The sequence below is a fragment of the Roseburia faecis genome (genome assembly GCF_001406815.1).
GTDB lineage: Bacteria > Bacillota > Clostridia > Lachnospirales > Lachnospiraceae > Roseburia > Roseburia faecis.
The window spans coordinates 144,804-169,664 of record NZ_CVRR01000037.1 but is presented as its reverse complement, the minus strand read 5'-3'; the positions used below and the strand labels follow the sequence as shown (position 1 = coordinate 169,664).

Here is a 24,861-nt window from a genome sequence, read left to right as displayed (position 1 = left end):
TTATTGGTATTGTTCTAACGTTTTATCCGCGCATCAGGTAATCCATAATCTTTCTGGAATCCTCTGCTTCATGTGCGATGATTTCCATCTCCGGGATGGTGGAAGCAGATTCAAAAATGGTAGATAAGGATACCAGCTGGCATAATTTTGATTTCAGATTCAGGCGGTCACCGTCAGCAGTGACAAGCTCAACCTGTCCGGAACAACTGTCAATTACTTTCAAAAACTCCTGTGGGTTTTCAATGTTCATTACCTTCATAATGCATCTCCCTTTCCTTTATACAATATTGTTCTGTTTGGTGATTCAATCATAGCATTTGTGCCGGGAAAGTGCAATGTCGTGCCTCTCTTTGCACATAGACAGTTGTATTTAATGGCAGGTGTTCATGAGATGAAAACGTACAAGTGTGTACATGAAGCAAGTTGTATTGCAATAGCGAAAGAAATCAAGAATAAAATACACAAAACGCACAAAACGACAGTAAAACAAAGGAAAAATAAAATGAAAACCAGTCAAAATGCACATAATCGTATGAAAAATAGAAAATTTAACAGTTAAATTGCAATATAACAATACAACTTTACGAAAAAATATTGTTGTATTTTATTGAAAAACAGGAGAGGACCGTCTATAATTAGAATTACAAAAAGCAAATACGTATCAAAGTAGAGGGAGGACAACGTATGAAGAAAATTTTAAAGAAGGTAGCTGCAACGATCCTGGCAGCATCAATGGTAATTGGTATGACAGCCTGTGGAACCGGCGGGGGAGGATCTTCCACACAGGGAGGTACATCATCAAACAAATCCGGAAAGATTAAGATTGGTGTTTCCATCTGGTCATCCACCGATGTACTTGGTTCTCAGTGTAAGAAGATTCTGGATGAGGCAGCAAAGGCATTGGATGTCGATGTACAGTATGTGGATCAGGGACATGTATCTGAGAAAGTTACCGCTTCTGTTGAGCAGTTGGCAGCAGCAGGATGTCAGGGAATTATCATCTGTAACTCATCTGATACAGAGATGACTTCCGCAATTAAGACCTGTAATGACAATAAAGTATATCTGGCACAGTTCTTCCGTGTTATCAGTCAGGAAAACAGTGCAGATATTTATCAGGCAGCAAAAGATTCTGATTATTATATCGGAGCTGTTCACGAGGATGAGCCGGCAAACGGTGAAGAACTTGTAAACATTCTTTTAAACAAAGGTGACAGAAACATTGGTCTGATCGGCTGGGAGCAGGGAGATGCTACATGGCTCGGCAGATGGGAAGGCTATAAAGCTGGCGTAGATAAGTGGAACGAAGAACATCCAGATGATCAGGCAAAGCTTTCTGAGCCACAGTACGCAGGAACAACTTCCGAAGGTGGTTCTAAGGCAGCAGAAGCTCTGATGGCAGCAGATCCAAACCTGGATGCACTTATTCCAGCAGGTGGTGGTGGAGATCCTCTCCAGGGTGCAATCGCAGCAGTTGAGCGTGCCGGAAAGACCGCAGATATCGACATCGTTTCTACAGACTTCCTTCCAGACCTTGGAGACAGACTTGAGAATGGTTCCATGGCTGGTGAGTCCGGAGGACATTTCTGTGATCCATTGATCGCATTCATGATGGTATACAATGCAGTAAAGGGTAACTACAAAGACTTTGGTGGTAAGTTCGAAGATGTTCCATTCCCATATCTGTATGTATCATCTGCAGATGATTACAAGAATTATGAGAAGTATTTCGTAGATCAGCTTCCATATACTGATCAGGAACTGGTTGATATGTCTAAGCTGAGTCTGGAAGACTTAAGAATTACTGCACAGAGCGTATCTATTGAAGATGCAGCAGCACGTGCGGGTAAATAAAACAATAACCACAAGGGGTGGCGCTGCTTGCGGCGCCACCTTTTTCCATCAATGTGACGTTTATCAGAATTGACAAAAAGAGGTAGATAATATGAGTACTACGAAAAAATTTTCGGGAAAAGCAATGGGGTATCTGATCCTGCTCGGTCTGGTTGTGCTTTCCTGGGCCATCTTTAAAATACTTTCGCCGCATAACTTTGGATCTTTCGGCAATATGCTTAACTATTTTCAGGCCAGCCTGATTGCAACTGTTGGTGCCGTAGGATTCTACTTTGTAATGGTAATGGGAATGTTCGACTTTTCCATTGGCGCAAATATCATGCTTTCCGCAATCGTTGGGTGTGTATTCGCCACCCGTTTTAATCTCGGATATTTCGGATTGATCGTCGGATGTATCTTAACAGGAACAATTGTCGGTGCATTAAACGGTATGTTTTATGTAAAACTCCGTATCCCGTCCATGATTGTAACAACAGGACTTGCACTGATCTATGAGTCTCTGGCAAACTACATTGCAGGCGGCGTAGAGCAGACACTTCCATCCAATTTACGTGCATTTGGCCAGATGCCTTGGGATATCATCCTTGCACTTGTGGCATGTGTCGTTGCTTACATATTCTTAAATTACACAAAAATTGGAACATACACCTATGCTATCGGCAGTGATGAGTTTGTTGCCAAGAACATGGGTATTAACGTAAATAAGTATAAAGTTCTTGCATTTATTTTAAGTGGTGCATTCCTCGGTGTTATGGCGATCCTGACCATCAGTTACGGATCTTCCATGGTAGCCGTTACCGGAATGGCATCTATGAGCCGAAACTTCGTACCGACCATGGGATGTTTCTTTGGTCTGGCATTTAAGAAATACGGAATGCCACTTCCGGCAATTATCATCGGTGAGTTTGTCATCAACATCATCTTCTTCGGTTTCATTGCTCTTGGAGCACCAACCGCTATCCAGGATGTGATCACAGGACTTGCACTGCTTATTATCATTACTCTGACAACAAAGGCTACAAAGGGCGAGATCGTCAAGTAATGAAAGGGGGAAGACAGCAATGAGTGAAGTAAGATTACAAGTAAAAAATCTCTGCAAGAACTTCGGTATTACAAAAGCCGTACAGAACGTTTCCTTTAACGTTAACAAGGGAGAAGTTCATGCACTGATCGGAGAAAACGGCTCCGGAAAATCCACCCTGACCAACATGCTTACCGGTATTTACAGCATTGGCAGCGGTACATTTATTCTGGATGGCAAGGAAGTTCATCCAAAGAATCAGGTAGAAGCAAACAATGAAGGAATCTCCATCATTGTACAGGAGCTTGGTACATTGTCCGGACTGACTGTTGCAGAGAATATTTTCCTCGGTCATGAGGATCAGTTCGTACACTGTGGCATCAAAAATACAAATGCCATGAACAAAAAAGCAACAGAGCTGTTAAAGCAGTATGGATTTGAAAGAATCAAGGCTGCTGATATGATCGACTCTTACAACTTCGAGGATCGTAAGCTCGTAGAGATCGTAAAGGCAACCTACTTTAATCCAAAGATCGTTGTTATTGATGAGACAACGACAGCGCTTTCCCAGGAGGGGCGTGAAGAACTGTACAAACATATGGAGCGTATCCGAAAGAGCGGCAACACCGTCATCTTTATTTCCCACGATCTCCCGGAGATCATTGAGAAATCCGATACAATCACCATTCTCCGTGATGGTGTATACATTGATACCGTAAAGAGTAAAGATGTCAACGAAAATGATTTAAAGAAACTCATGGTTGGACGTGAAGTAACGGGCGATTACTACCGCAGCGATTACGGGGAGAAAGTTTCCGATGAAGTCGTACTTTCGGTAAAGGATGTAACCGTTCCGGGATTGATCGAGAATGTAAGTTTTGATCTGCACAAAGGTGAGATCCTTGGATTTGGTGGACTTTCCGAGTCTGGTATGCATGAGATCGGTAAAGCAATCTTTGGTGCATCCTATGACAGGGAAGGAACCGTAGAGCTGGCAGATGGAACCCAGATCAACGATATTCCGACCGCAATCAAACACAGCATTGCATATACATCGAAGGATCGTGATAACGAGTCGGTTGTGTTAAATCAGAGCATTGGAGATAACATTTGTCTCCCGTCACTGGATGAACTGTCCGGACCGGCACATCTGATCAGCGATAAGAAGAAAAAAGATTTTGCAAACAAATTTGCAAAGCAGATGTCCGTTAAGATGGTCGATGTCAACCAGTTCGTTTCCAACCTGTCCGGTGGAAATAAGCAGAAAGTCGTTCTGGCAAGATGGATCGGAAAAGATTCCGATATCGTCGTACTCGACAGCCCGACACGAGGCATTGATATCAAGGTAAAGCAGGATATTTACCAGTTGATGAATCAGATGAGAAAAAATGGAAAATCCATTATCATGATCTCCGAGGAATTGATGGAGCTGATCGGTATGTGTGACCGCATCATGATCATGAAAGACGGCAAGATCAGCGGAGAACTTGAGCGTGACCAGAACCTTGATGAAAATGGTCTGATTACGATGATGGTATAAGGAGGCAGCTATGGGAAGTCAAGCAAGTGTAAATACAAACGATAAAGAGCAGCAGCTCAAAAAAGCATCAAAAATGTCGCTGATCCGTTCACTTCTTCCGATTGTAGGACTGGTGGTTATTTTCCTGTTATTCAATTTCCTGACAGATTTTCGAATGATGGGTAATATGTCACTGGTACTCTCACAGGTATATGTGACGATGATTTCTGCGATGGGCGTATTTTTCATTATGACAATGGGTGGTCTGGATTTCTCCCAGGGATCTATTCTTGGTATTTCCTCCATTGTAGTATGTATGCTCTCAAAATACAGCATTCCATTGGCGATTATCGGTGGTATTGCAGCCGGAGCAGCAATCGGTGCGATTAACGGTTATTTCTATGTAAACCGTAAGATCAAATCCTTTATTGTAACAATTTGTACCATGTTCTTATTCCGTGGTTTTATCAAGTACCTGACAACCAACGCTCCGGTAGCCGGATCTGCAAAGCTGATCAATTATGACAGCACAGCACTGAAAGTTGCCTGCACGGTTGTGATACTTGCCATTGGATTTGTGGCATTCCGCTTTACAAAGTTCGGAACTTATTTAAAGGCCATCGGTGCCGGTGAGAAAGCAGCTATGTTTTCCGGTATCCGTACAGACCGGATGAAATTCCTGATTTATGTACTCGCAGGTGCCATTACAGGATTTGCAGCATTTATCAATGTTATCAAAGTCGGATCGGTAACATCTTCCGGTGGAAACCAGTTAGAGACACAGATCCTGATCGCACTGGTACTTGGTGGAATGCCAATTTCCGGTGGTGCAAAGGTTCGTTTCGAGAATATTATTGTCGGATCATTACTTTACATCGTATTAAACAGTGGATTAACTATGATGGGATTCTCTACACAGATGATGCAGCTCATTCAGGGTATTGTATTCCTGATCTTCGTTGCAGTATTTGCAGATCGTGAGTCTATTCAGGTTATCAAGTAAAAACATAAAAAGGCAAATGGAGAGGCTATGCGTAATACAGAACAGGATAATTTGAAATATCAGAAATTATATCATTGGGCACATACGTTAATCACCAGTGGCGTAATTAAAAATATGGATAAGTTTCCGTCTGAGACCATTCTGCAGAAGAAATTCGGTTATTCCAGGCAGACGGTGCGCACAGCTCTCCAACAGTTAGAGGATGAGGGGCTGATCACCCGGGTACGCGGAAGCGGAACGTACGTGTCTTATGAAGGCAGTACCGAGAACGAATCGCGTCAACGGGTTGGTCTGCTCCTTAGTTATTATTCCGATTATTTATTTCCGCAGGTGTATGATGGAATTGAATCTGCGCTGACAGAAAAGGGATATGGGATTGAGGTTGCGGTAACCAAAAACCGTCTGAATGATGAGGCACTTTATCTGGAAGGACTGATAAAAAGCAATGTTTCCGGATTGATTATCGAAGGTTCGCGGTCCGCGTTTCCCAATCCAAATATCCGCCTGTTCAGAGAAATTCGAAAGCGCAACATACCGACGCTTTTTATCCATAATCATTATGAAAATCAGCTGTTTGACAGCGTAGAGATGGAAGACGCCAGAGCGGCATACGAGTTGACAAAGATACTGATCGAACACGGACATCGCCGGATTGGTGGAATTTTTAAATATGATGATATGCAGGGAATTGAGCGCTATAAAGGATTTATCCAGTGTCTTTCCGATTATGGCATGAAATTCGATGATGATTGTGTGCGGTGGTATTCCACGAAAGATATGGATGAAAAGCTCAGCAAGAAGGGAATGCTCCGGATGTATCGCAGGACAAAGGATTGTACCGCAATGATTGTATACAACGATGAAGTCGCCGGATATTATATGGAATTTCTGGCAGATCGCGGGCTTTCCGTTCCGGAAGATGTCTCGGTGGTATCTTTTGATGATGCGGAGCTGCAGCAGGAGCAGAAAGTGAAATTACTATCGGCTGTGCATCCGAAGTATCAGTTGGGGCGGATTACGGCCAAAAATCTTTTGCGGATGATGGAGGATGAGAACTGGCAGGAAAGAAATTATTCGTATCGTTTTCCGGTGAAGCTAAATGACGGAAATTCCGTGCGGGCGATCGATAGGAGATAAGGATGAAAAGACATCTGTTTTCTTTTAAAAAATAGAAAGCAGATGTTTTTTTGTTGAAAAAATATGGGATGATTGACAGGAAAGAAGCCATTAGAGTATCATAGGCTTAGCAATGGATCAGGGAGTAGAAAAACGTGACAACATTTGAAATGCTGCAGGAACTGCTTGCGCAAAATGAATTTGAACTTTTATTGCCGGAGGATCATACAGCGAATACAACAGAGCAGGATATCCGGTTGGTTTATCAAATGAATGATACCGTGGAGAGTTTTCTTGTTTTTCGGGAAGCAATCTTCACAGGCACATACAAAAAGGATTATGAAGGGAAACTGGATGCCTCTTATGACCGGGATCAGGACCGGTATGTGCTTGGGGTGCGGCAGGGAGACAGTGTTATTACCCTGTTTTATCAGAAGCTGGAGCTGGAAGTAAATCTATATAACTACGGAGAGATTGCACATTTCTGGGTTCCGCGGTATGAAAATCTGCGTCAGCTGGAATTTCGGATTGCAGTGCTGTGGGACAAGTATACCTATTTGGGGGAAAATTATTGCAGTGAGGGGGAAAAGCATCTGGTTCATCTGGCGGATGTCCCGGCACTTAATTTCTGTTCTTACTGTGCTGCACCGGAACCGTATATGGTGCCACATGAGATGCCGAAAGAGTCTTTCCTGCAGGGACTGGATGTGATGGAGCAGCTGGCAAAGCAGGCGAAAGACTGGCTGCTGGTTGGCTGGATTCGCTTTTATCGCAGACATCCGTCAACAATTGTAACCAGGTGGGTGGCACACGTCCTGCACCATAGCATTCATTTTGGCTTTGTGAAAACACTTACGGAAACGATCAAAAAGGAGACGGCCATCTATCCGCGACGCCTGTTTGGAAAAAGCGGAGAGGAACGGCTGGCACTGTGCCTGAAAAAAGCAAACGCACGGAAGGAAGAACTGGAAAAGACGGGCGCATATGTAGAAATTGTGCGGCAGGAGCCATTTACAATTGCAAAAGATCAGCTGGATTTAAAGGTGTATCTGCTGGTCAGCCGCCAGGGGATGGTAAACCAGAAGATTCAGGTGGAGGAAATAGAGTTGTAATATGGCGGCTATTTTTGTGGCTTATTGTTATCTTTGCCAAAGGTATATCCACGACCAAAGCAGGTTAGGCCGAAACTTACCACTGCTATAAAGTCGACAATACTCATGGCTTAGCCCTCCTTTCCAGCGGATTTCTATGTAATCAGAGAGTAACAATAACGAATAAAAAGACAATCAGGTTAGAATTTGATTGAAAGACTTTTTCTAAAATGATAGTATAGATACATGGGAAACTAGAGAGCCGGGCGGCTTACCCTCTTTTTCGGAGGGGCTAACCCTCCAGACGAAAGAAAGGAGGGCGTTGCCAATGTATGTTACATATTCTGATTTGATTCAGATAGGGATATTCATTTGCGCCCTTGTTGGATTGTGTTACACGATTTTCAAGGGAAAACGAAAATAGCCGCCATTACTCGCAATAATGACGGCTGTTGTTAAAACAGATTTTTAATTATTGGGGTAAGCCGCTTCTCTAGCTTTCCCTTTTTCTATACATAGAATAACATATCTTTTGAATCTCTGCAAGGAAAAGTGTGAATCGATTCATAATTTGTTACTGTTCACTCAGCACCTGAACACCATGCTGTTCAGGTACACATTTTCCCCCTTTTTGTGAAATGAGTTGACTTCATCACACAGGTGTAATATATTGAAGAAAACATATCATTTTCGGAGAGGGGGAATTTTTATGTGGATGTTACTGGGGATTCTTGTAGTTGGTGCGCTTGGAGGCGTATGTATGGCTGCACTCCGCAATGTGAGCGGGGATGTCGGTGGAGGCATGGGCAGAGATTATATGGAAAAAGAGTGGGGAATTACAGAAAATAAAAAAGAGTAGAAAGACAAGATGGGATTATTAGAACAGATCAAAAAACCGAATGCAAAAGCATTTACACATAGCGGAAAATTTCATGCGGATGATGTATTTTCATCCGCATTATTGTTGTATCTGAATCCGCAGATTACAATCACAAGAGGAAACCGTGTGCCAGAAGAATATGATGGGATTGTATTTGATATTGGCAGAGGGCGGTATGATCATCACCAGAGAGACAGCCGTGTGCGTGAAAATGGAGTACCGTATGCCGCCTTTGGTCTGCTCTGGGAAGAACTCGGAAGCGGAATCTTAGGGGAAACGTTAGCGCAGCGGTTTGATGAAGAATTTGTGCAGCCGTTGGATAACAATGATAATACCGGAGAAAAGAATGAACTTGCGACACTGATCGGAAACTTTAATCCGGTGTGGGACGCACAAAAAAACATACAGAAGGAAGAAGAAAGCATATCTGCTGAGCCTGCGCTGACTGCGGAAGAAAAATCCCGTGGTCTGACCAAAGAATTTCAGCGGGCGGTACAGATGGCAGGAATGATTCTGGAAAATAAATTTGCGCGTTATCGTGCGGATGCACGGGCAGATGCACAGATCGAGGAAGTATTAAGTGCACGGGAAGATCTGACAGATACAAGGATTCTTGTCCTTTCCGAATTTGTTCCGTGTCAGAAACGGCTGAAGGAGACAGATATCGCGTTTGTTATTTTTCCGTCAAATCGTGGCGGATATTGTATCCAGCCACAGAAGAAACCGGATTCCATGAATTACAAATGCAGTTTTCCAAAGCAATGGCTGGGGCTTGAAAATGAAGAACTGCAAAAGGCTACCGGGCTTGCCAGCGCAGGATTCTGTCACAAGGGCGGATTTCTTATGACGGTTGGAGACGAGGCGGATGCCATCAGGGCATGTGAGATCAGTCTGGAAGAATATGAGCAAAAGCCGGTGATTGTGTGTCTGTGGGATGCCGGAGAGGCACAGGAGACAAAAAATTGCGAGAGAGAAGAAACAGAGCAATTGCTCAGGCAGATTCCGGATATGACCGATGCACAGATCTGTCACATGACACTTCCGCTTCTTCCGGATCTGGAAGAACAGGGCGTGTATGCGGAAGTTGCAATGGAAAAAGAAGATTGGAAAACGTATATCAAAGATTTTGTAAAACAAATACTCGAGTATAAACCGGAAGCGGTTTATGTTACGGCAGATCTGTTTGCAGCCTATCCAGTGGTGCATGCACTCCGCAAAAAACACATGCCGGTACTGATGCACGCAAAGAAGGAAGGAAAGACCCGCATCGTGCGGCTTCCTTCGGGATCGTAGACCAGAAAGAGAGGAAGAACAATGGATGAGTCAGGAAACCACAAACAGGCAGAACAGAGGGAGAGAATCCGGTGGATTGTATCGATTTTGATTCCCCTTTTGTGTGCACTTCTGTCATTTTGTGTGATTGCAAAATATACAGCATCTCCAACTATGAAGATAAATGCACACGCGATTCAATCACTGGATGACAAAAAGACAACTGCATTGGAACTGACGGCAGCGGCAACAGCTGCTTCTGCCGCAATTACGCTTATTCCGGGAGATGCCGGTACTCCGATTGCGGATAAACTGGCCGATCTGAGTTCGTATTTTCTGATTGTTGTCTGTGCAATCTACCTTGAAAAATATCTGGTTACCATTACGGGGCTGGCAGCATTTAAACTGTTGATTCCGATTGGATGTATTTTGTTGTCGCTTTGTTTTGGATTCAAAAAAGATCTGGGCAGGACCATTGCCTGTAAGCTGGTTTTGTTTGGGCTGACTATTTATCTGGTAGTTCCGGTAAGTGTCAGGGTTGCGGATCTGATTGATGCGACATATGGAGCTTCCATGGAAAATACCATTGCATCAGCAAAACAGGCAACGGATGAGATCAAAGGCGAGGCGGATACACAGAGTCAGGAGAGCAGCAGTTCCGATGACGGTGGGAAAAGTAGTTTCTGGTCGGGACTAGTGGACAAAGTTGAGAATACCGTGACCGGAGCAAAAGTAAATCTGGAAAATACACTGAACCGGTTTATAGAAGCGATTGCGGTAATGCTGGTGACTTCCTGTGTAATACCGATTCTTGTTCTGTTGTTTTTTGTCTGGCTTGTGAAACTGGTACTTGGGGTAAATATTACGTTGCCACAGATCGGAAAAAAGAAGAAAGAGGGAAAAAGAATATGAAATTACTGATGAAACAGCGTGTTTTTTCATGGACGGATACCTATGATGTCTATGATGAGGCGGGAAATAAAAAGTATTTTGTAAAAGCAGAATTGTTTCGGCTGGGGCACCAGATCCATGTATTTGATGTTTCCGGAAATGAAATCGGTATGATCAAGCAGCGTCTTTTTACGCTTCTTCCTTCGTTTGATATTGTGATCGGTGGACGTGAATTTGGAAATATTCAAAAGGAATTTACGTTTTTCAAACCGCGTTATGAAATTGATTATAACGGATGGCGTTGTGAGGGAGATTTCCTCGCCTGGGACTATGATGTGTATGCGGGCTGCAGTTCAGTCGTGCATATTTCAAAGGAACTGTTCCACTGGGGAGATACCTATACGATTAATATTTTAAATTCCGAAGATGAGATTCCGGCATTGATGCTTGTCATTGCCATTGATGCAGCGAATTGTACACAGGGAAAGTAAAAAAGTTGGAATAACGAATCGGTCGTTATTCCAACTTTTTCATTTCTTTCATTTATTTGCAGGCTTTCGGAAGTGAAAATTTAGTTGCCTTGTTGAAGTTTTTGTATGTAACAGATGTCTTAATCTTGGAGTAGGACATATCGGAATCCGCTACAAGAGAACTAAGATACTCGTTCATGAAGTCTTTCATGTCGATCGTCTGTTTTACCGGATAATAGGTCTTCTTATCAATCCAGAGAGAGATGGTAATCGGAGAAAGAGAACTGTAATCAGAAGATGTTCCCTGTGTGTTATCTCCGTTAAGTCCAAGTTGTGCAAGAAGACCGGCAATATCTTCGCCCTTCAGCCGTGCCTGAATCTGTACGGTTGATTTTCCGTTGACGGTTACGCTGTTTTTGACAATTTTTAAATCCGAATACATATCTGTGGTCTGTACAGAACTGAGCATATCGGAGTAGTCAGACAAATCCAGTGTTGATTTTTCATAGGTTTTGTTATCCGTAGAGGTGTACTGCAACAGTTTGTTGCCTTTTTGTTTTGTGTAGGAGATTACTTTTATTTTTGTGTCCTTACCGTTGGAAGGGATTGTCATCGTCATAACGGTTTTGGTTTTCAGCGGACTGGCAAAAGCAATCGTTGTTGACGTGGTTTTGGTGGATGTGGTTTTTCCCTGAACCGACATGTCCATATCCATGTTCATTTTCATCTCATAGGATTTCAATTTTTCTGTGGCTTTCGCCATTTTGTTGATGTACTGCTTGGCAGAAAGGGTTGCTGCCGCTACAGGAGTAGTGCCGGCAAAAGCGCATACTGCCATAACTGCGGTAAGCACAGCTGCCAGAAATTGTTTCTTTAACTTTTTCATAAAATAAAACCTCCATATTTTTTATTGATATGGAGGTATCGTATCATCTAAAGATGTTTTTCGTCAATAAGACCTTTTTCCTACATTTGCTTTATTTGGAATCCATTCGTGTCACAATCATGTGAATGATATATGGAACAAGGATCACCGGAATGGCAAGGTAAGCCAGAAAACTGTAAGCTTTCTGGATCAGTGTCAGAAGCCCGAATTGTGCGATGCCAAAATCAATCAGACAGCAGATCAGTGCGATGATAATCTCACGGGAGGAGATGCGTTTTCTGGTGTTTATGTCCGGAGTTTCTGCTTTTGGTGTTCCATCGGATACATCATTTTTGCCGGACAGGATCCGTTTTTTAAGTCCGTCGGATACACGTTTCACCATGGCGGCAACCATATTTACCGCTGTGGATACGGCACCGAGGATAATCAGAATGGAAATGAGCGGTGTCATAAATCCTTTGCCGATGCCTTTTTGTACCATAAGCAGTGTCGGCACGCTGGTGCCTGCCATATCCGGACTTGTGGAAACGGTCATAATTCCAAGACAGACCATCGTCATCATCAGCGCGTTGATGAGAAAGCCGAGCCCCATGCTTTTGACTGCATCGCCCGGTTTTTTGAATACTTTGGCGTGCTGGACAAATACCGCAATGTTTGCCAACTGGAACGTTCCGTAAAGGAATGCGGAGTAAAGTGCCTTTCCGAATGGTTGTGTGGATGTTGTCATCTGCTGTGCGGTTGCGCGGATGGCAGACCATCCGTGGATGATATTCGGAATGTATACAATCAGAAGCCCGGCAATGATGCAGATGGAAAGCACGGAGGCTACCCGGCGCACCAGGTCGGTGCCGAAAATGGCAACGATAAAGATGAAAATGCCGATGATCAGGGTACACAGCAGATACGGAAGTCCTGTCAGTGTACTTAATGTTGCACCGCCGGTTGCAAAGGCAACAGCGGGAGCGACACACATGACGCAGATATAGAGCACTTCAAACAGGTTGGAAAAAACAGGGGCGAATTTTCCGTAAAATGCATTGTTGTACGAGCGGTAATCGTACACTTCGTGTTTCCTGGCAAAGCGCATGCCGTAGGCAAAAAAGATACCGTTATAGAGCATGGCAAGTGCAGGCATGATCAGACACCAGATGCCGAACCGTACATAGTAACTGTAAATCTGGGCGCCGGAAGCAAATCCGCCGCCGAAATGCGTGGTGAACCAGACAAAGGCAACACCAAAAATGATGGAATAGGTGCCGGTGCCGGCAGAAGATTTTTTATTCATTTATCAGTCTGCCTCCCTCCTGTTCTTTCAGCTGCTTCATTGCAAGGGCCAGCATTTCTTTTGTTACTTTATATGGGTAATGTCTGATATCGGACATTTCCGGGATGCGGTCCATACTTTCCTCCCACTGTTCTTCCGTAATCTCAATCTGTTCCAGGGAGGTCGGAAGCTGCAGCTGTTGGTTTAAGGTATAAATTTTTTCAAATTCCTCGTACTGCTGGTCGACAAGCAGTGCAAACAGAACGCCGAATCCCACGACTTCTCCGTGCAGATGTTTTTCTTCAATGACCGGATAACTGGTCAGCGCATAAAAAATGGCATGTGCCAGTCCGCTGTTATAATCCGGGGTGAAATCTTTCGTCAGGAAAATGGAGGCAATTCCGGTTGTCACGACGATGGCAAGGACAACCTGCTCCACATCGTAGGTACATAATCCTTTTTTATGATCCTCGAGTGCTTTGGCACCGTATTCCAGAAGCGGATTGCGGCACATGACACTTAATGCTACACCAAGGGAGGTGAAATGTTCCAGCTGTTCCCCACGGGAAGAGATGGTTGCCTCATAGTATTTGGCATAGGTATCGCCAATGCCCGCCCACATATACTGTGCAGGAGCTTTGGCAATGATTTCCGTGTCGATAAATGCGTGCATGGCAGGCCGTACAAAAAAGTTTGGTTTTAAGAATGTGCCGTCCTCGTTGTACATGATGGATACCGAAGTACAGGCTGCACAGTTGGAGGCGATGGTCGGGAACGTAAAGACCGGCTTATCGTCAGTGATACACAGACATTTTACGGTGTCTAGTGCTTTTCCACCGCCCACACCAAAGACCATATCGGCTTTGTGATAGACGGGAAGCTGTCGCAGTTTTTCCACGGTTTCGTAGGTACAGTCACTGCCGTACCGTTCGACACCGATGATTTCTAAGTTTGTTTTTGCTACATAAGTGCGGATCTTTTCTTCCGCTGCTTTAAGTGCGCGTCTGCCACCGATCAGAAGCACGGTTTTTCCGTAGGATTCACAGACCGGTCCGATTTTATCGTAGATGTGATCGCCGATGGAATAGCTTGGCAGATGCACTTCGTAATTTTCTAATTTCATAGGTTCTCCTTTATTTTCGATATATACACAGTTTATACCAATTGCCTGTTACTGTTCAATAAAAACTTTCAAAGTCTTGCTTCGTTCTGAAATGAAAATGTAAAATACACTTGACATACAATGTAAAGTGTACTATACTTCGTGGTGTAAAGCAAACTTGACAAAAATTTCCGTGAGGAGGGGAAGCATGAAAACAAGAATTCAGGATCTGCGCAAGGAGCTGGGAGTGACCCAGAGCGAGCTTGCAGATGCTGTGGATGTGACCAGACAGACGATCATATCCCTGGAGGGAGGCAGATACAAAGCTTCTTTAGTGCTGGCACACAAACTTGCACAGTTTTTTCACGTAACCATTGAGGAATTATTTATATTTGATCAGGAGGATGAAAACATATGAAGGGATTTTGTTTATTTTCAGGAAGTAAAGTGACAAACAATGAGGAATTCCGCAAGCAGCTGCAGGCGAAAAATAAATGCCTGCTGGGATTGATTCTGCTTGGCATAATCAGTGCGGCAGCCGCTTATTATATGGAATTTTCAGGAAAGATGAAAGTAGACGATTATATGCTGGGTGTATATTGTGGGATCGGTGTGGGGCTTATATGTTCTGGAATTGTTTTTTTGATCCGCAATAAGCGTCTGATGAAAGACGAAGAGAAATTAAAGGAAGCAAGACTGCAGGTAACGGACGAGAGAAATATTGAGATTGGGTCGCGTGCGTTAAGGATGGCAGCGTTTGTGCTTCTGATTGTAATGTATTTTGCCTTTCTTTTTGGAGGACTGTATGATCCGATGATCAGTAAGCTGATGTCGTGTATGATCTGTCTGTTTCTTATTGTCTATGCAATTGCATGGAGAGTACTGAACAAGCATATGTAGAAATGAGGATATATGAAAACAGAACGAAAGAAAATCCGTCCGGATTATTATGATGAATTCGGCTGCATTGCCGGCCAGTGTCCGATTACCTGCTGTCAGGAGTGGAAGATTGCGGTGGATGCGGATACGAACCGCAGATGGAAGAAAGTCCTTCCGCCGGATACGATGCCGGGATGCGCAAAAAGCCAGTCGTTGGATCAGGTATCTGGAGATTCAAAAAATTGTGGGAAAAATCTCAGCACTTATACTTGTATGAAAGATGGAATCCGGGTTATCCGGCTGGACGAGGAGCATCGATGCCCATTTCTTGCCAAAGACAAACTGTGCCGTCTGGTTTTGGCGTATGGGGATTCGATTCTCTCGGAAACCTGCACGACATTTCCACGGGAAGTGCACCGGTTTGCAGATCATGAAGAAGATACATTGATGCCGGGGTGTCCGGCGGTGATTGATCTGTGGCGGCATAAAGAGATTACGTTTCCATCGGTCGTGCACAGCAATGCTGACATTTCAAGTGAAAACACGTGGACAAATGTGTCGGAACATACCATGTGTGTGGAAAAAGACGAAAATAAAATGGCGTTTCTGATCCGGGAACATATTCTGGCGTTACTGGGGGATCATACGGTTTCTATCGAGGAGGCTCTGCTGGAAAGTTTTTATATTCTGCTGGAGTTGTATAAAAATCAGCCCATCACACCGGAACTGGTGGAAGAATATTTTTCTCCGGAGACACTGCTGCAACTGCGCACTGCAATCACACAGGCAAAGAGCACAATCTCTTCGCTGGAAACCTGGGAAGAATGCAATGAACTTCTGCAGGATCTGGCGGTCAATTACCGGAAAGAGGGACTGTATGAGAAGTTTTTGACACCTGTGATTACACAGGCAGAATATTATTCCCAAATTTTCGGAAGGCAGGGAATCCATGTGGGAGAAGATATGGATGCCACTAAGGGGGAAAATGAGGCAGGACAGCTTTGGGATCGGTGGAGACAGTTCCAGAATGCATTTGTATCGTATGAACCGTTGCTTCGTAATTTCCTCAGAAACGAAGTGTTTTCGGATCTGATTTTGCCAGAGAATTTTGAGACGGAACCGGAAGAAGCTGATAATCTGGAGCACATGGTGCTGCAGATGCAGTGGATTGCGATTGCATATGCGGCAATCCGGCAGAGTCTGTTTTTGAAATGGTGTCTGGATGCAGATGGGATACCAGCAGAGGAGGCACTCGATTATGAGATGGTGCGGGAGTATATGGTGGTGATTTCTCGTATGACCGGGTATGAGGATGAGGATATCCGCGAGTATCTGGAGAATAGTTTTGCGGAACTTATATGGGATTGGGGATATTTTGCATTGATCATTTAAATTGCTGTTTAACAGCGGGGTCTGGAGCCTTTTGTTTTTCAGAGGGACGGATTTTGTGGGGGAGTTGGTTTGGGTATAAGGTTTCTCGATATGACGGAAGAAGGGGGACATTCTCTTTCTCCAGAAAAATTTACAAGTTAGCTCTGGCGTTGGTTTCAGGTACGTGGAGTAGAGTTTTTCAGTTTACGCAATTCACTATGGGTTGTGAGTGCTAGAGCAAGTTGCAAATTTGTTCTTCCGAAAGAAATGTCCCCCTTCTTCCTGTGGATTGGAAAACTATAAGAAAAAGAATGATGCCCGCAAATCCTGTCTGTGGAACAAACATAAAGGCACCAGAACTTGCAGTTAAGGGGACGCCTCAAAAGGAGCTACGAATCCCATGAACTGGAATAAACATAAAAATACCCTGTTAAATCACTTGATGATAAGGCCGGGTATCTATAGATGAAAAATTAAAGTTTTAGGTGACGGTTTTCCGAAATTTTAAGGTTTAAAATCAGGAAATGTCACCTATATAGTAAAAATTGTTTCTCCAGATACCGGTTTTTTAGAAAAAGCGGTACCTAAAGAAGCAATTTTTGATCTATAGAGACTTTCCGGTATCTGAATGTTAAATTTTCAGCGTATAGGTACCGCAATGGTATCTTTTACGTGAATGTTATTGGCATAGATACCACGATGGCATTTTTCCTATGAATTTTAATTATATAGAACCCATCCTTTATTTATAAGTTTATAATGCCCGATCATATAAAGGCTTCAATAGAACGATTGTTTCACAAAATACCGGCAATGAAATTTCCACTTATTAGCAAGTCAAGCTTCCCAAACATTTATCACTTTACTGTAAACACTCATTGTATGCATTTCCTTCCGGGAGCGCCTTTAACTGCAAGTTCTGGTGCCCTTATATTTGTTCCACAGACAGGATTTGCGGAAATATGTTTCTCAATTATATTATCTCCAGCCAACAGGAAGAAGGGGGACATTTCTTTCGGAAGAACAAATTTGCAACTGCGCCGTAGTTCCATCACATAACGCTAATGGCATAAAAGTAAAATATTTGTCAAACTTACCTGAAATCAATATCGGCGCTAACTTGCAAATTTTTCTGTAGAAAGAGAATGTCCCCCCTTCTTCCGTCGCATTGAAAAAACTTATATTTAGAACAATCCCCGCAAATCCGTCCCTCCTGCCAAACCCCAAAGGCTCCAGACCACGCAGTAAACCAGCAATTTAAAGGAAAACGAATAGATGAAAAAATTATGCAGATATAGTATAATAGACAATAATAAACCAAAAGAAAAACTTGCCAGACTGGGGGAAACATGGAACCACAAAAGCAGAATGACGGTGTGCGCTACAAACTGGCAAATGCCATGAAAGAATGTATGCGCACTGCACCGGTAGAAAAAATAACCGTAAAAGAAATTGTAGAAACCTGTGGGTTGACGCGTCAGACATTTTATCGGAATTTTCAGGATAAATATGATCTGATCAACTGGTATTTTGATAAGATTTTGCTGGAATCATTTGAGCACATGGGGGAAGGAAGAACCGTCTACGAGAGCCTTGTCAACAAATTTGAATACATTCAGATGGAGCAGCTGTTTTTTCGGGCGGCATTCAAAAATGATCAGCAGAATTGCCTGAGAGATCATGATTTTGAACTGATTCAGGAGTTTTACACAAAGCAGATCGAAAGCCGGACAGGAAGAAAGATTTCCACCGAATTGCAGTTTGAACTGGAAATGTATTGCCTTGGTTCGGTTTATATGACGGTGCAGTGGGTGCTCGGGTATCGGAAATGTACGCCAGAAGAGCTGGCACATGCGCTGACCGAATCCATGCCTGTGCGGCTGAGGGAAGTATTTCAAAAACTGGGATTAATATAGAAAGAAGCTGTAAAACGCTTCCACTTTGTCTATAATTTAAAACGCCAGAACCGGTATTTGCCGGAACTGGCGTTTCTTTCATCAGTGACTTTTTACAGTCCACTTTATATTGAATTGCAAGAAATTACATCAGTTTGCGGAAAAGTGCTTTCAGATCCTCCACACTGGCATCTTTTGGATTTCCAGGTGCGCAGGCATCGGCATGTGCGGATTCTGCAAGGAACTGTAAGTCTTCTTCCTTCAGTGCTTCCAGTTTGGTCGGAATTCCGACATCGACGGAAAGCTGCTGTACGGCATCAATCGCTGCCTTGCGGTATTCGTCCACAGACATTTCATCGACACCCTTGACACCCATGGCGCGTGCAATCTCGCGGTATTTTTCACCGGTGCAGTCGGCATTGTATTCCATAACGATTGGGAGCATCATTGCACAGGCAACACCGTGTGGAGTGTCATAGACAGCACCGAGTGTGTGTGCCATGGAATGTGCGATTCCAAGTCCGACATTGGAAAATCCCATACCTGCGATATACTCGCCGAGTGCCATGCCTTCGCGTCCCTCTTTTTCGTTTGCAACGGCACTGCGCAGGGATTTGGAGATCAGCTCAATGGCTTTGAGGTGGAACATATCTGTCATTTCCCAGGCTGCTTTTGTAGTGTATCCTTCGATGGCGTGTGTCAGGGCATCCATACCGGTAGAAGCAGTAAGTCCCTTTGGCATGGAAGACATCATCTCAGGATCTACGATTGCGATAATTGGCATATCGTGTGGGTCAACACATACAAATTTACGCTTCTTTTCCACATCGGTAATGACGTAGTTGATGGTAACTTCTGCCGCAGTACCAGCGGTGGTCGGAACAGCGATGATCGGTACGCATGGTTTTTTGGTCGGGGCTACACCCTCAAGGCTGCGCACATCTTCAAATTCCGGATTGGCAATGATGATACCGATGGCTTTGGAAGTATCCATGGAAGAGCCGCCGCCGATTGCAATGAGGTAGTCGGCACCGGAATCCTTGAATGCCTGTACACCGTGCTGGACATTCTGGATGGTTGGATTTGGTTTGATATCGGAATAAATCTCATACACAAGACCATTCTTGTCCAGTACATCTGTTACCTTTTTTGTTACACCAAACTTGATCAGGTCAGGATCAGAGCAGACAAAAGCTTTCTGGAATCCGTGTGCTTTTGCCTCGGTTGCAATCTCCTGAATTGCACCTGCGCCGTGATAAGATGTTTCATTTAACATAATTCTGTTTGCCATAGTTGTAATCGTCTCCTTTGCATACATTCATGATACCCTTATTGTAGCAATGAAAAATCCGGGATGTAAGTTACAAAAGCAGCAGATTGTAACATGTGGTCCCAAATTTTTTTTCCTTGATTTTTTATGGGAAAAGGAGTAATCTGTCAATGGGAATGAAGTTCTCCCAAGGGAATTTCCCTGAACTGCTGAACGATAAGCTGATGACTTCTACGATTGTTTGATCGCAGAGACCATCGGCTTTTTTATTTGCTGTAAGATTTTGAGGATGTGCAGGGGAAGGATTGATGCAGGATGGATGTAGCAGTAAATCAATTGTTCATATGTCGCATGTAAGAGACGAAAAAGGGATTATGAAAGAAGAGGAAAACCATGAATCCGTCACATGATTTACAGGGATTAAAGAAAAAAGCAAAAGAAACATTTTTGTATGCGCTATCTGCGCTGCTCCTTGGCATTGCAATTGGTGCCATTGACGCGGTATTTGGTCGTGTTTTACTTTTTATTACAGATTTTCGTTCGGCGCATGTAGTTGTATTGCTGCCGTTTCTGCCGCTGGCAGGGCTTGGGATCGTCTGGTTATACCGGCATTTCAATGAGACGGCGGCAAAAGGAATGACGCTTGTCATGGAAGCCGGGCAGGGAAAGCGGGAGTCGATTCCACTGGCACTCATCCCACTTGTCATGGCCGGTACATGGATCACACATCTGTTTGGCGGAAGTGCTGGGCGCGAGGGCGTTGCCGTGCAGATCGGTGCCACACTTTCCCATGCGTTTGCCCGCAGATTCCACTTCCCGGACAACGGCAGGATAGTATTGATTGCGGGAATGGCAGCCGGATTTGGAGGCCTCTTTCAGACTCCGTTTGCAGCAGTCTTTTTTGCGATGGAAGTAGTGGTGAGTGGAAGTATGGCATATTCCGCATTGCTTCCTGCAGCGATTGCGTCTTTTACGGCATCTGCAACTTCGCATGCGCTGGGGCTGGAAAAATTTTCGGTTCTTCTTTCGCAGACCCTGTCATTGACAGACACAAAGACGGTGACATATCTGATTCTTTTTGGAATCTTGTTCGGTCTGACGGGACGGCTGTTTGCGGTGCTTTTGCAAAAAGTAAAACAGTTTATGGGAAACGTACTGGAAAATCCATACAAGAGAATCGGCTTTGTGTCGATCCCACTGGCGGTGTTTCTTTTTCTGATGTGGAACGGACGGTACTGCGGACTTGGAACCAATCTGATCGCGCAGGCATTTTCTGGGGGAGAACTGTATATGTTTGACTGGATTTTGAAGCTGCTCTTTACGGTACTGACTTTGTCGATCGGGTTTCAGGGCGGAGAGGTGACACCGCTTTTTTCCATCGGTGCATCGCTTGGTTTTGTGCTGGGAAGCCTGACAGGATTGCCACCGATAGTCTGCGCGGCACTTGGATACGCGGCAGTGTTTGGAAGTGCAACCAATACTTTGCTGGCTCCGGTTCTGATCGGAATGGAAGTATTTGGTGTGGAAAATGGGCTTGCATTTTTTGCGGTCTGCCTGGTGGCATTTCTGGTCAATGGCAACCGCTGCATTTATACGGCACAGAAACGGTCTTTTTGGTAAAAATCCCTTGACTCTCACCCTGGTTCATGGTTTATAGTTCTGCCAGAATTTAAAAATTGAGGTGGAAATCATGAACTGGGTGATTGGAAAAAAGCAAAAAAGAAGAAACAGAATAAAAGCACAATTCGGGAAAAATCCAATGGAGCTGGAAGCGTGGGAATCACTGGAGAAGCGCATGCGCGAAATCCGTATGTATGAAGAGCTGGTGGTGCAGGACGTAAAGAAGGAAGAATGGCAAAGTGCAGGAAGCGTGGATACCGTTACGTGGAATGACCTGGAGATGGATCGTGTATTTGCGCGGATCAATCATACCCGGACGTATATGGGAGAGCAGATTCTGTACCATCGCCTGCACAATATGCAGACACGGCAGTCCTGTGAGGATATGGAAAAGAGGATTTCGTTTTTTTCGTGCCGGGAATCCATACGTACAGAGATAGAAGAAAAACTCATGCGTATCGGCAAGCAGAAAGAAAGCTGTTATCTGCCGTTTTTCCTGACGGAAGAAATTAACCCACTGGTCATTCCCGGTGCAATATTGTATTTTTTGCAGGGACTGCTGGCTTTTTGCCTGATCGGGGCAATTTTGCTGCGAAGTAATTTGTGGGCAACTGGTTTTCTTGTTGTGGCGGTAGTCAATCTGCTTATTTATCTGCATACAAAATGCAAATATGAGGGAAATTTGTTTATGGTATCCAGTTTGAAAGAACTTTTTGATTTTTGCAACTGGATTGTAAAAAAACTGGAACCGGACAGACCGGAAATTTTGCATGCATTGGAGAAAACTCAAAAATTATCCCACCGGATATTGCGCTGGCAGACTAGAAAATACCAGAGCATATCCGGGGATGTGACGGGGATCCTCTGGGATTATATTGCGGGAATTACGCTGCATGATGTTGTCGCATTTTACCGTATTCAAAAAACTTTGCGCGCGTGCAAAAAAGAGACGATGCAACTGTATACATTTGCAGGAGAAATCGATATGGAGATTGCGATCGCATCCTTCCGGAAAAGCCTGCCGCAATGGTGTTGTCCGTCATTGCAGAGTGATGGCGCAATCAGTGTGGAGAAAATCAGTCATCCTCTTATGGCAGATGCAATCCCGAATGATTTTGTCCTGAAAAAAGGTGTGGTACTGACCGGGGCAAATGCATCTGGCAAATCGACATTTATGAAAGCGGTTGCCATCAATGTGATTCTGGCACAGACGATCAATACCTGTGTTGCAAAAAATATGAAAATGCCTGCAATACAGGTGATGACCTCGATGGCACTTCGGGATGATGTGCTGCAGGGAGAGAGTTATTACATGCGCGAAATTAAATATTTAAAGCGCATGCTTGATGAACTGAAAACGGGTGAGCCCATGTTGTTTGTGATTGACGAGATTTTAAAAGGGACGAACACGCGTGAGCGTCTGGCGGCATCCAATGCCATTTTATCCTACATGGTGCAGAAACAGGGCTTTCTCCTGATTGCTACACATGATCTGGAGCTGGTGTATGCCCTGAAAAAGCGATACGACACTTATTATTTTGACAGTCAGGTTCATGAAAAAGATATCGTTTTTCCATACAAAATCAGACGTGGGATCGTCGGGAAAACAAATGCCATAGATTTGATGGAACTGCTGGATTTTCCAGAAGAAATTACAGATCAGGCACGGCGTGAGGCGGGAAAGAGATAATTGTATTTTCAAATATTATAGAAGGAGGAACGGGACAGATGAAAATAGGACAGGCAGCGCAACTGACCGGATTAACCATCAGCAATATCCGCTTTTATGAAAGAAAGGGGCTGCTCGAACCGGAGCGGAATGACCAGAGCAAATACCGCAATTACAGTGAACAGGATATCCGGCGGTTAAAACAGATCATTTTATATCGGAAAATGAATATGCCCATCGAAAAAATTGCCTCGATGCTGGATGATCCGGCAGTTTCTGAGGAACTTGTCCGGCAGCAGTTGCAGGAGTTGTTAAATAAGCAGCAGGAAATACAGGGTTCCATCGACCTGTGCCGGAAACTTGCAGCAGATCATGCCTACGATGGCGAAAATATTGATTTTTACCTCAACTATGTAAAAGAAGAAGAGAAAAAGGGACATAGCTTTGCGCAATTGGAGGAACTTGTCGGTGATTTTTCGGAGTACAGCGAGTTTTATAAAGTGAGTGGCGATCCGGTTTTTCAGTTTCTGTTTTGTAAGGTCAAAAATCAGAAGCTGTTTGGATGGGTATGGTTTGCACTGTGGATCGCACTGAGTGTTTTTTTTATTGTGGAGTTTGGATTCGGTGACGGGCATATGCCGCTTGTGGTAAAAGCGATCGTTATCGGGGCTGTGCTTGTCTTTTTATGGTATGATTTTATCCGGTATTGCAGAAAAAAGCGAAAATATACCGTTAAATACAGGAAAACAACAGCACCATAAAAGGCATGGTCACAATGGCACACAGCGTGGTCACTACGTTGATTGCGCTGGCATAGTGTGCATCGTTTCCGTACACCTGACACATCTGTGTAACGGTGGATGCTGATGGGGTGATTACTGCGAGAAATACAATGAGCATGATCTTTTGAGCATCTGCAGACAGTGTGGCAAGATGGCTGATTTTTATGAGAAACAGTGCAATCAAAGGAATGACAAGCATTCTGAGAGCCGATATGAAATATACACGTTTATTTGCAAAAATTGCTTTTAAATCCATTCCGGCAAAAAGCATTCCGGTTACAATCATGCTGGCTGGCCCGATCATATTTCCAACACTGGAGATGGTATTTGTAATGAGTTCCGGCAGCCGGATTCTGGTGAAAAATAAAATGGCACCAATGGCAATGGAAATCATATTGATGTTAAGAATGATTTTTTTCCAGTCATAGGAAGACTCACGGCTTATGATTTTCTTGCAGTGTGTCCAGAGGAAAACAAGCTGCACGCTCATGAAGACACATCCGTAAAGCACCCATTTCTGTCCCAGAACAAATGTCACGATAGGAACAATCAGATTGCCGGAGTTGGAGTAATAGATAGAAGCTGTTTCCACTTCATTTAAGGAAAACAGTTTTCCCATCACGAAAACGACAAGCAGGAGAACCACCTGAAGCAATACGGATGCAGCAAGCGCGATCAGAAGACCATTTACGGTTTTTTTAGTATAGTCCACCTGAAAAGCGTTTATAATCACGCATGGAATGATCAGGTACAGTACGATTTTGGATAAAACCTTACTGTCTTCTTCCTTGACAATTCCCGCCTTTACAATGATAAATCCCATCAGAATCATGAGAAAAAGCTCAAAAATCTGTTCCATTAAAAGAATACTGATCTGCATAAAATCACCCTGTCTTTCTAACTGCCTATCATAGAACTTGGAAAATAAAATTGCAAGAGCATACCGGTTATTTGCAAAAGCAGAAACTTTGTAAGGTTATAGTTCCTACTTTCATGATAGAATCAT

Annotated in this window: 23 protein-coding genes and 1 riboswitch; of the genes, 17 read left to right on the top strand and 6 right to left on the bottom strand. The window is 43.8% G+C overall.

Annotation, left to right across the window (positions count from 1 at the left end):
- Window positions 1-22: 22 nt before the first annotated feature.
- Entirely contained in the window at window positions 23-259 is a 237-nt protein-coding gene (locus M72_RS12025; RefSeq protein ID WP_022045501.1) for a hypothetical protein, read from the bottom strand.
- Between the two features lie 425 nt (window positions 260-684).
- Here M72_RS12025 and M72_RS12015 point away from each other — a divergent pair, with 425 nt between their 5' ends.
- The 10 genes from M72_RS12015 to M72_RS11975 all read left to right on the top strand — a co-directional run bounded on the left by M72_RS12015 (window position 685) and on the right by M72_RS11975 (window position 11,138).
- Entirely contained in the window at window positions 685-1,854 is a 1,170-nt protein-coding gene (locus M72_RS12015; RefSeq protein WP_022045502.1) for a sugar ABC transporter substrate-binding protein, read from the top strand.
- Window positions 1,855-1,945: 91 nt separating this feature from the next.
- Window positions 1,946-2,896 (top strand): ABC transporter permease, encoded by a 951-nt coding sequence (locus M72_RS12010; protein ID WP_022045503.1) that lies wholly within the window; start codon window positions 1,946-1,948, stop codon window positions 2,894-2,896.
- Between the two features lie 19 nt (window positions 2,897-2,915).
- Window positions 2,916-4,415: a sugar ABC transporter ATP-binding protein gene (locus tag M72_RS12005; protein WP_055068384.1), complete on the top strand. Its 1,500-nt coding sequence runs from the start codon at window positions 2,916-2,918 to the stop codon at window positions 4,413-4,415.
- Between the two features lie 10 nt (window positions 4,416-4,425).
- Entirely contained in the window at window positions 4,426-5,397 is a 972-nt protein-coding gene (locus M72_RS12000) for an ABC transporter permease (RefSeq protein WP_082413902.1), read from the top strand.
- A 27-nt stretch (window positions 5,398-5,424) separates the two neighbouring features.
- Entirely contained in the window at window positions 5,425-6,534 is a 1,110-nt protein-coding gene (locus tag M72_RS11995) for a GntR family transcriptional regulator (protein WP_055068383.1), read from the top strand.
- Window positions 6,535-6,668: 134 nt separating this feature from the next.
- Window positions 6,669-7,625, top strand: coding sequence for a DUF3878 family protein (locus M72_RS11990; protein WP_022045507.1), 957 nt, complete (start codon window positions 6,669-6,671; stop codon window positions 7,623-7,625).
- Between the two features lie 688 nt (window positions 7,626-8,313).
- The gene (locus tag M72_RS17215) at window positions 8,314-8,463 is read left to right on the top strand and encodes a hypothetical protein (protein WP_022044884.1); all 150 of its coding nucleotides are present in this window, start codon (window positions 8,314-8,316) and stop codon (window positions 8,461-8,463) included.
- A gap of 9 nt (window positions 8,464-8,472) precedes the next feature.
- Window positions 8,473-9,777, top strand: a complete 1,305-nt coding sequence (locus M72_RS11985) for an MYG1 family protein (protein ID WP_055068382.1) — start codon at window positions 8,473-8,475, stop codon at window positions 9,775-9,777.
- Window positions 9,778-9,798: 21 nt separating this feature from the next.
- On the top strand, window positions 9,799-10,668 hold the full coding sequence (locus M72_RS11980; protein ID WP_055068381.1) for a hypothetical protein: 870 nt from the start codon (window positions 9,799-9,801) through the stop codon (window positions 10,666-10,668).
- On the top strand, window positions 10,665-11,138 hold the full coding sequence (locus M72_RS11975) for an LURP-one-related/scramblase family protein (protein ID WP_055068380.1): 474 nt from the start codon (window positions 10,665-10,667) through the stop codon (window positions 11,136-11,138). Before M72_RS11980 ends, M72_RS11975 begins: the two co-directional genes overlap by 4 nt.
- Before the next feature lie 52 nt (window positions 11,139-11,190).
- On the opposite strand, the gene M72_RS11970 is transcribed toward M72_RS11975, so the two are convergent.
- The 3 genes from M72_RS11970 to M72_RS11960 form a co-directional block, all read right to left on the bottom strand.
- Window positions 11,191-12,003 (bottom strand): DUF6612 family protein, encoded by an 813-nt coding sequence (locus M72_RS11970; protein ID WP_022044880.1) that lies wholly within the window; start codon window positions 12,001-12,003, stop codon window positions 11,191-11,193.
- A gap of 91 nt (window positions 12,004-12,094) precedes the next feature.
- Window positions 12,095-13,288 carry a YkvI family membrane protein gene (locus tag M72_RS11965; RefSeq protein WP_055068379.1) on the bottom strand — a complete coding sequence of 398 codons (1,194 nt, stop codon included), beginning with the start codon at window positions 13,286-13,288 and terminating at the stop codon, window positions 12,095-12,097.
- Window positions 13,281-14,390 carry an iron-containing alcohol dehydrogenase family protein gene (locus M72_RS11960; protein ID WP_055068378.1) on the bottom strand — a complete coding sequence of 370 codons (1,110 nt, stop codon included), beginning with the start codon at window positions 14,388-14,390 and terminating at the stop codon, window positions 13,281-13,283. Before M72_RS11960 ends, M72_RS11965 begins: the two co-directional genes overlap by 8 nt.
- Window positions 14,391-14,577: 187 nt before the next feature.
- Between M72_RS11960 and M72_RS11955 the strand changes: the two genes are divergently transcribed.
- The 4 genes from M72_RS11955 (at window position 14,578) to M72_RS11940 (ending at window position 18,535) form a co-directional block, all read left to right on the top strand.
- Window positions 14,578-14,787, top strand: a complete 210-nt coding sequence (locus tag M72_RS11955; protein ID WP_022044877.1) for a helix-turn-helix transcriptional regulator — start codon at window positions 14,578-14,580, stop codon at window positions 14,785-14,787.
- Window positions 14,784-15,269, top strand: a complete 486-nt coding sequence (locus M72_RS11950; protein ID WP_055068377.1) for a hypothetical protein — start codon at window positions 14,784-14,786, stop codon at window positions 15,267-15,269. The genes M72_RS11955 and M72_RS11950 overlap by 4 nt, the downstream gene beginning before the upstream one ends.
- 12 nt (window positions 15,270-15,281) lie before the next feature.
- A complete protein-coding gene (gene fliB, locus M72_RS11945; RefSeq protein WP_055068376.1) occupies window positions 15,282-16,640 on the top strand; it encodes a flagellin lysine-N-methylase in 1,359 nt (452 codons plus the stop codon).
- Between the two features lie 1,328 nt (window positions 16,641-17,968).
- Window positions 17,969-18,535 (top strand): TetR/AcrR family transcriptional regulator C-terminal domain-containing protein, encoded by a 567-nt coding sequence (locus M72_RS11940; protein ID WP_055068375.1) that lies wholly within the window; start codon window positions 17,969-17,971, stop codon window positions 18,533-18,535.
- A 124-nt stretch (window positions 18,536-18,659) separates the two neighbouring features.
- Here the strand turns inward: M72_RS11940 and fucO are convergent, their stop codons facing one another.
- Window positions 18,660-19,805, bottom strand: coding sequence for a lactaldehyde reductase (fucO, locus tag M72_RS11935; RefSeq protein ID WP_022046819.1), 1,146 nt, complete (start codon window positions 19,803-19,805; stop codon window positions 18,660-18,662).
- Window positions 19,806-19,947: 142 nt separating this feature from the next.
- A riboswitch (Fluoride riboswitch) is annotated at window positions 19,948-20,025 on the top strand.
- Between the two features lie 152 nt (window positions 20,026-20,177).
- Here fucO and M72_RS11930 point away from each other — a divergent pair.
- The 3 genes from M72_RS11930 to M72_RS11920 all read left to right on the top strand — a co-directional run bounded on the left by M72_RS11930 (window position 20,178) and on the right by M72_RS11920 (window position 23,834).
- Window positions 20,178-21,404, top strand: coding sequence for a chloride channel protein (locus M72_RS11930; protein WP_082413901.1), 1,227 nt, complete (start codon window positions 20,178-20,180; stop codon window positions 21,402-21,404).
- A 70-nt stretch (window positions 21,405-21,474) separates the two neighbouring features.
- Window positions 21,475-23,094, top strand: a complete 1,620-nt coding sequence (locus M72_RS11925; RefSeq protein ID WP_055068374.1) for a MutS-related protein — start codon at window positions 21,475-21,477, stop codon at window positions 23,092-23,094.
- Window positions 23,095-23,132: 38 nt separating this feature from the next.
- Window positions 23,133-23,834 (top strand): MerR family transcriptional regulator, encoded by a 702-nt coding sequence (locus tag M72_RS11920; RefSeq protein ID WP_055068373.1) that lies wholly within the window; start codon window positions 23,133-23,135, stop codon window positions 23,832-23,834.
- Here M72_RS11920 and M72_RS11915 read toward each other — a convergent pair.
- On the bottom strand, window positions 23,806-24,735 hold the full coding sequence (locus M72_RS11915; protein WP_055068372.1) for an AEC family transporter: 930 nt from the start codon (window positions 24,733-24,735) through the stop codon (window positions 23,806-23,808). The two genes, M72_RS11920 and M72_RS11915, sit on opposite strands and share 29 nt — an antisense overlap.
- Window positions 24,736-24,861: the final 126 nt, after the last annotated feature.

Coding starts and splice junctions, on each gene's coding strand:
- M72_RS11925 (WP_055068374.1), top strand. CDS start 21,475: ATGAACTGGGTGATTGGAAAAAAGCAAAAAAGAAGAAACAGAATAAAA.
- M72_RS11985 (WP_055068382.1), top strand. CDS start 8,473: ATGGGATTATTAGAACAGATCAAAAAACCGAATGCAAAAGCATTTACA.
- M72_RS11955 (WP_022044877.1), top strand. CDS start 14,578: ATGAAAACAAGAATTCAGGATCTGCGCAAGGAGCTGGGAGTGACCCAG.
- M72_RS17215 (WP_022044884.1), top strand. CDS start 8,314: ATGTGGATGTTACTGGGGATTCTTGTAGTTGGTGCGCTTGGAGGCGTA.
- fliB (WP_055068376.1), top strand. CDS start 15,282: ATGAAAACAGAACGAAAGAAAATCCGTCCGGATTATTATGATGAATTC.
- M72_RS11995 (WP_055068383.1), top strand. CDS start 5,425: ATGCGTAATACAGAACAGGATAATTTGAAATATCAGAAATTATATCAT.
- M72_RS12000 (WP_082413902.1), top strand. CDS start 4,426: ATGGGAAGTCAAGCAAGTGTAAATACAAACGATAAAGAGCAGCAGCTC.
- M72_RS11930 (WP_082413901.1), top strand. CDS start 20,178: ATGAATCCGTCACATGATTTACAGGGATTAAAGAAAAAAGCAAAAGAA.
- M72_RS12025 (WP_022045501.1), bottom strand. CDS start 259: ATGAAGGTAATGAACATTGAAAACCCACAGGAGTTTTTGAAAGTAATT.
- M72_RS11970 (WP_022044880.1), bottom strand. CDS start 12,003: ATGAAAAAGTTAAAGAAACAATTTCTGGCAGCTGTGCTTACCGCAGTT.
- M72_RS12015 (WP_022045502.1), top strand. CDS start 685: ATGAAGAAAATTTTAAAGAAGGTAGCTGCAACGATCCTGGCAGCATCA.
- M72_RS11950 (WP_055068377.1), top strand. CDS start 14,784: ATGAAGGGATTTTGTTTATTTTCAGGAAGTAAAGTGACAAACAATGAG.
- M72_RS11915 (WP_055068372.1), bottom strand. CDS start 24,735: ATGCAGATCAGTATTCTTTTAATGGAACAGATTTTTGAGCTTTTTCTC.
- M72_RS12005 (WP_055068384.1), top strand. CDS start 2,916: ATGAGTGAAGTAAGATTACAAGTAAAAAATCTCTGCAAGAACTTCGGT.
- M72_RS11920 (WP_055068373.1), top strand. CDS start 23,133: ATGAAAATAGGACAGGCAGCGCAACTGACCGGATTAACCATCAGCAAT.
- M72_RS11940 (WP_055068375.1), top strand. CDS start 17,969: ATGGAACCACAAAAGCAGAATGACGGTGTGCGCTACAAACTGGCAAAT.
- M72_RS11980 (WP_055068381.1), top strand. CDS start 9,799: ATGGATGAGTCAGGAAACCACAAACAGGCAGAACAGAGGGAGAGAATC.
- M72_RS11975 (WP_055068380.1), top strand. CDS start 10,665: ATGAAATTACTGATGAAACAGCGTGTTTTTTCATGGACGGATACCTAT.
- M72_RS11960 (WP_055068378.1), bottom strand. CDS start 14,390: ATGAAATTAGAAAATTACGAAGTGCATCTGCCAAGCTATTCCATCGGC.
- M72_RS12010 (WP_022045503.1), top strand. CDS start 1,946: ATGAGTACTACGAAAAAATTTTCGGGAAAAGCAATGGGGTATCTGATC.
- M72_RS11965 (WP_055068379.1), bottom strand. CDS start 13,288: ATGAATAAAAAATCTTCTGCCGGCACCGGCACCTATTCCATCATTTTT.
- fucO (WP_022046819.1), bottom strand. CDS start 19,805: ATGGCAAACAGAATTATGTTAAATGAAACATCTTATCACGGCGCAGGT.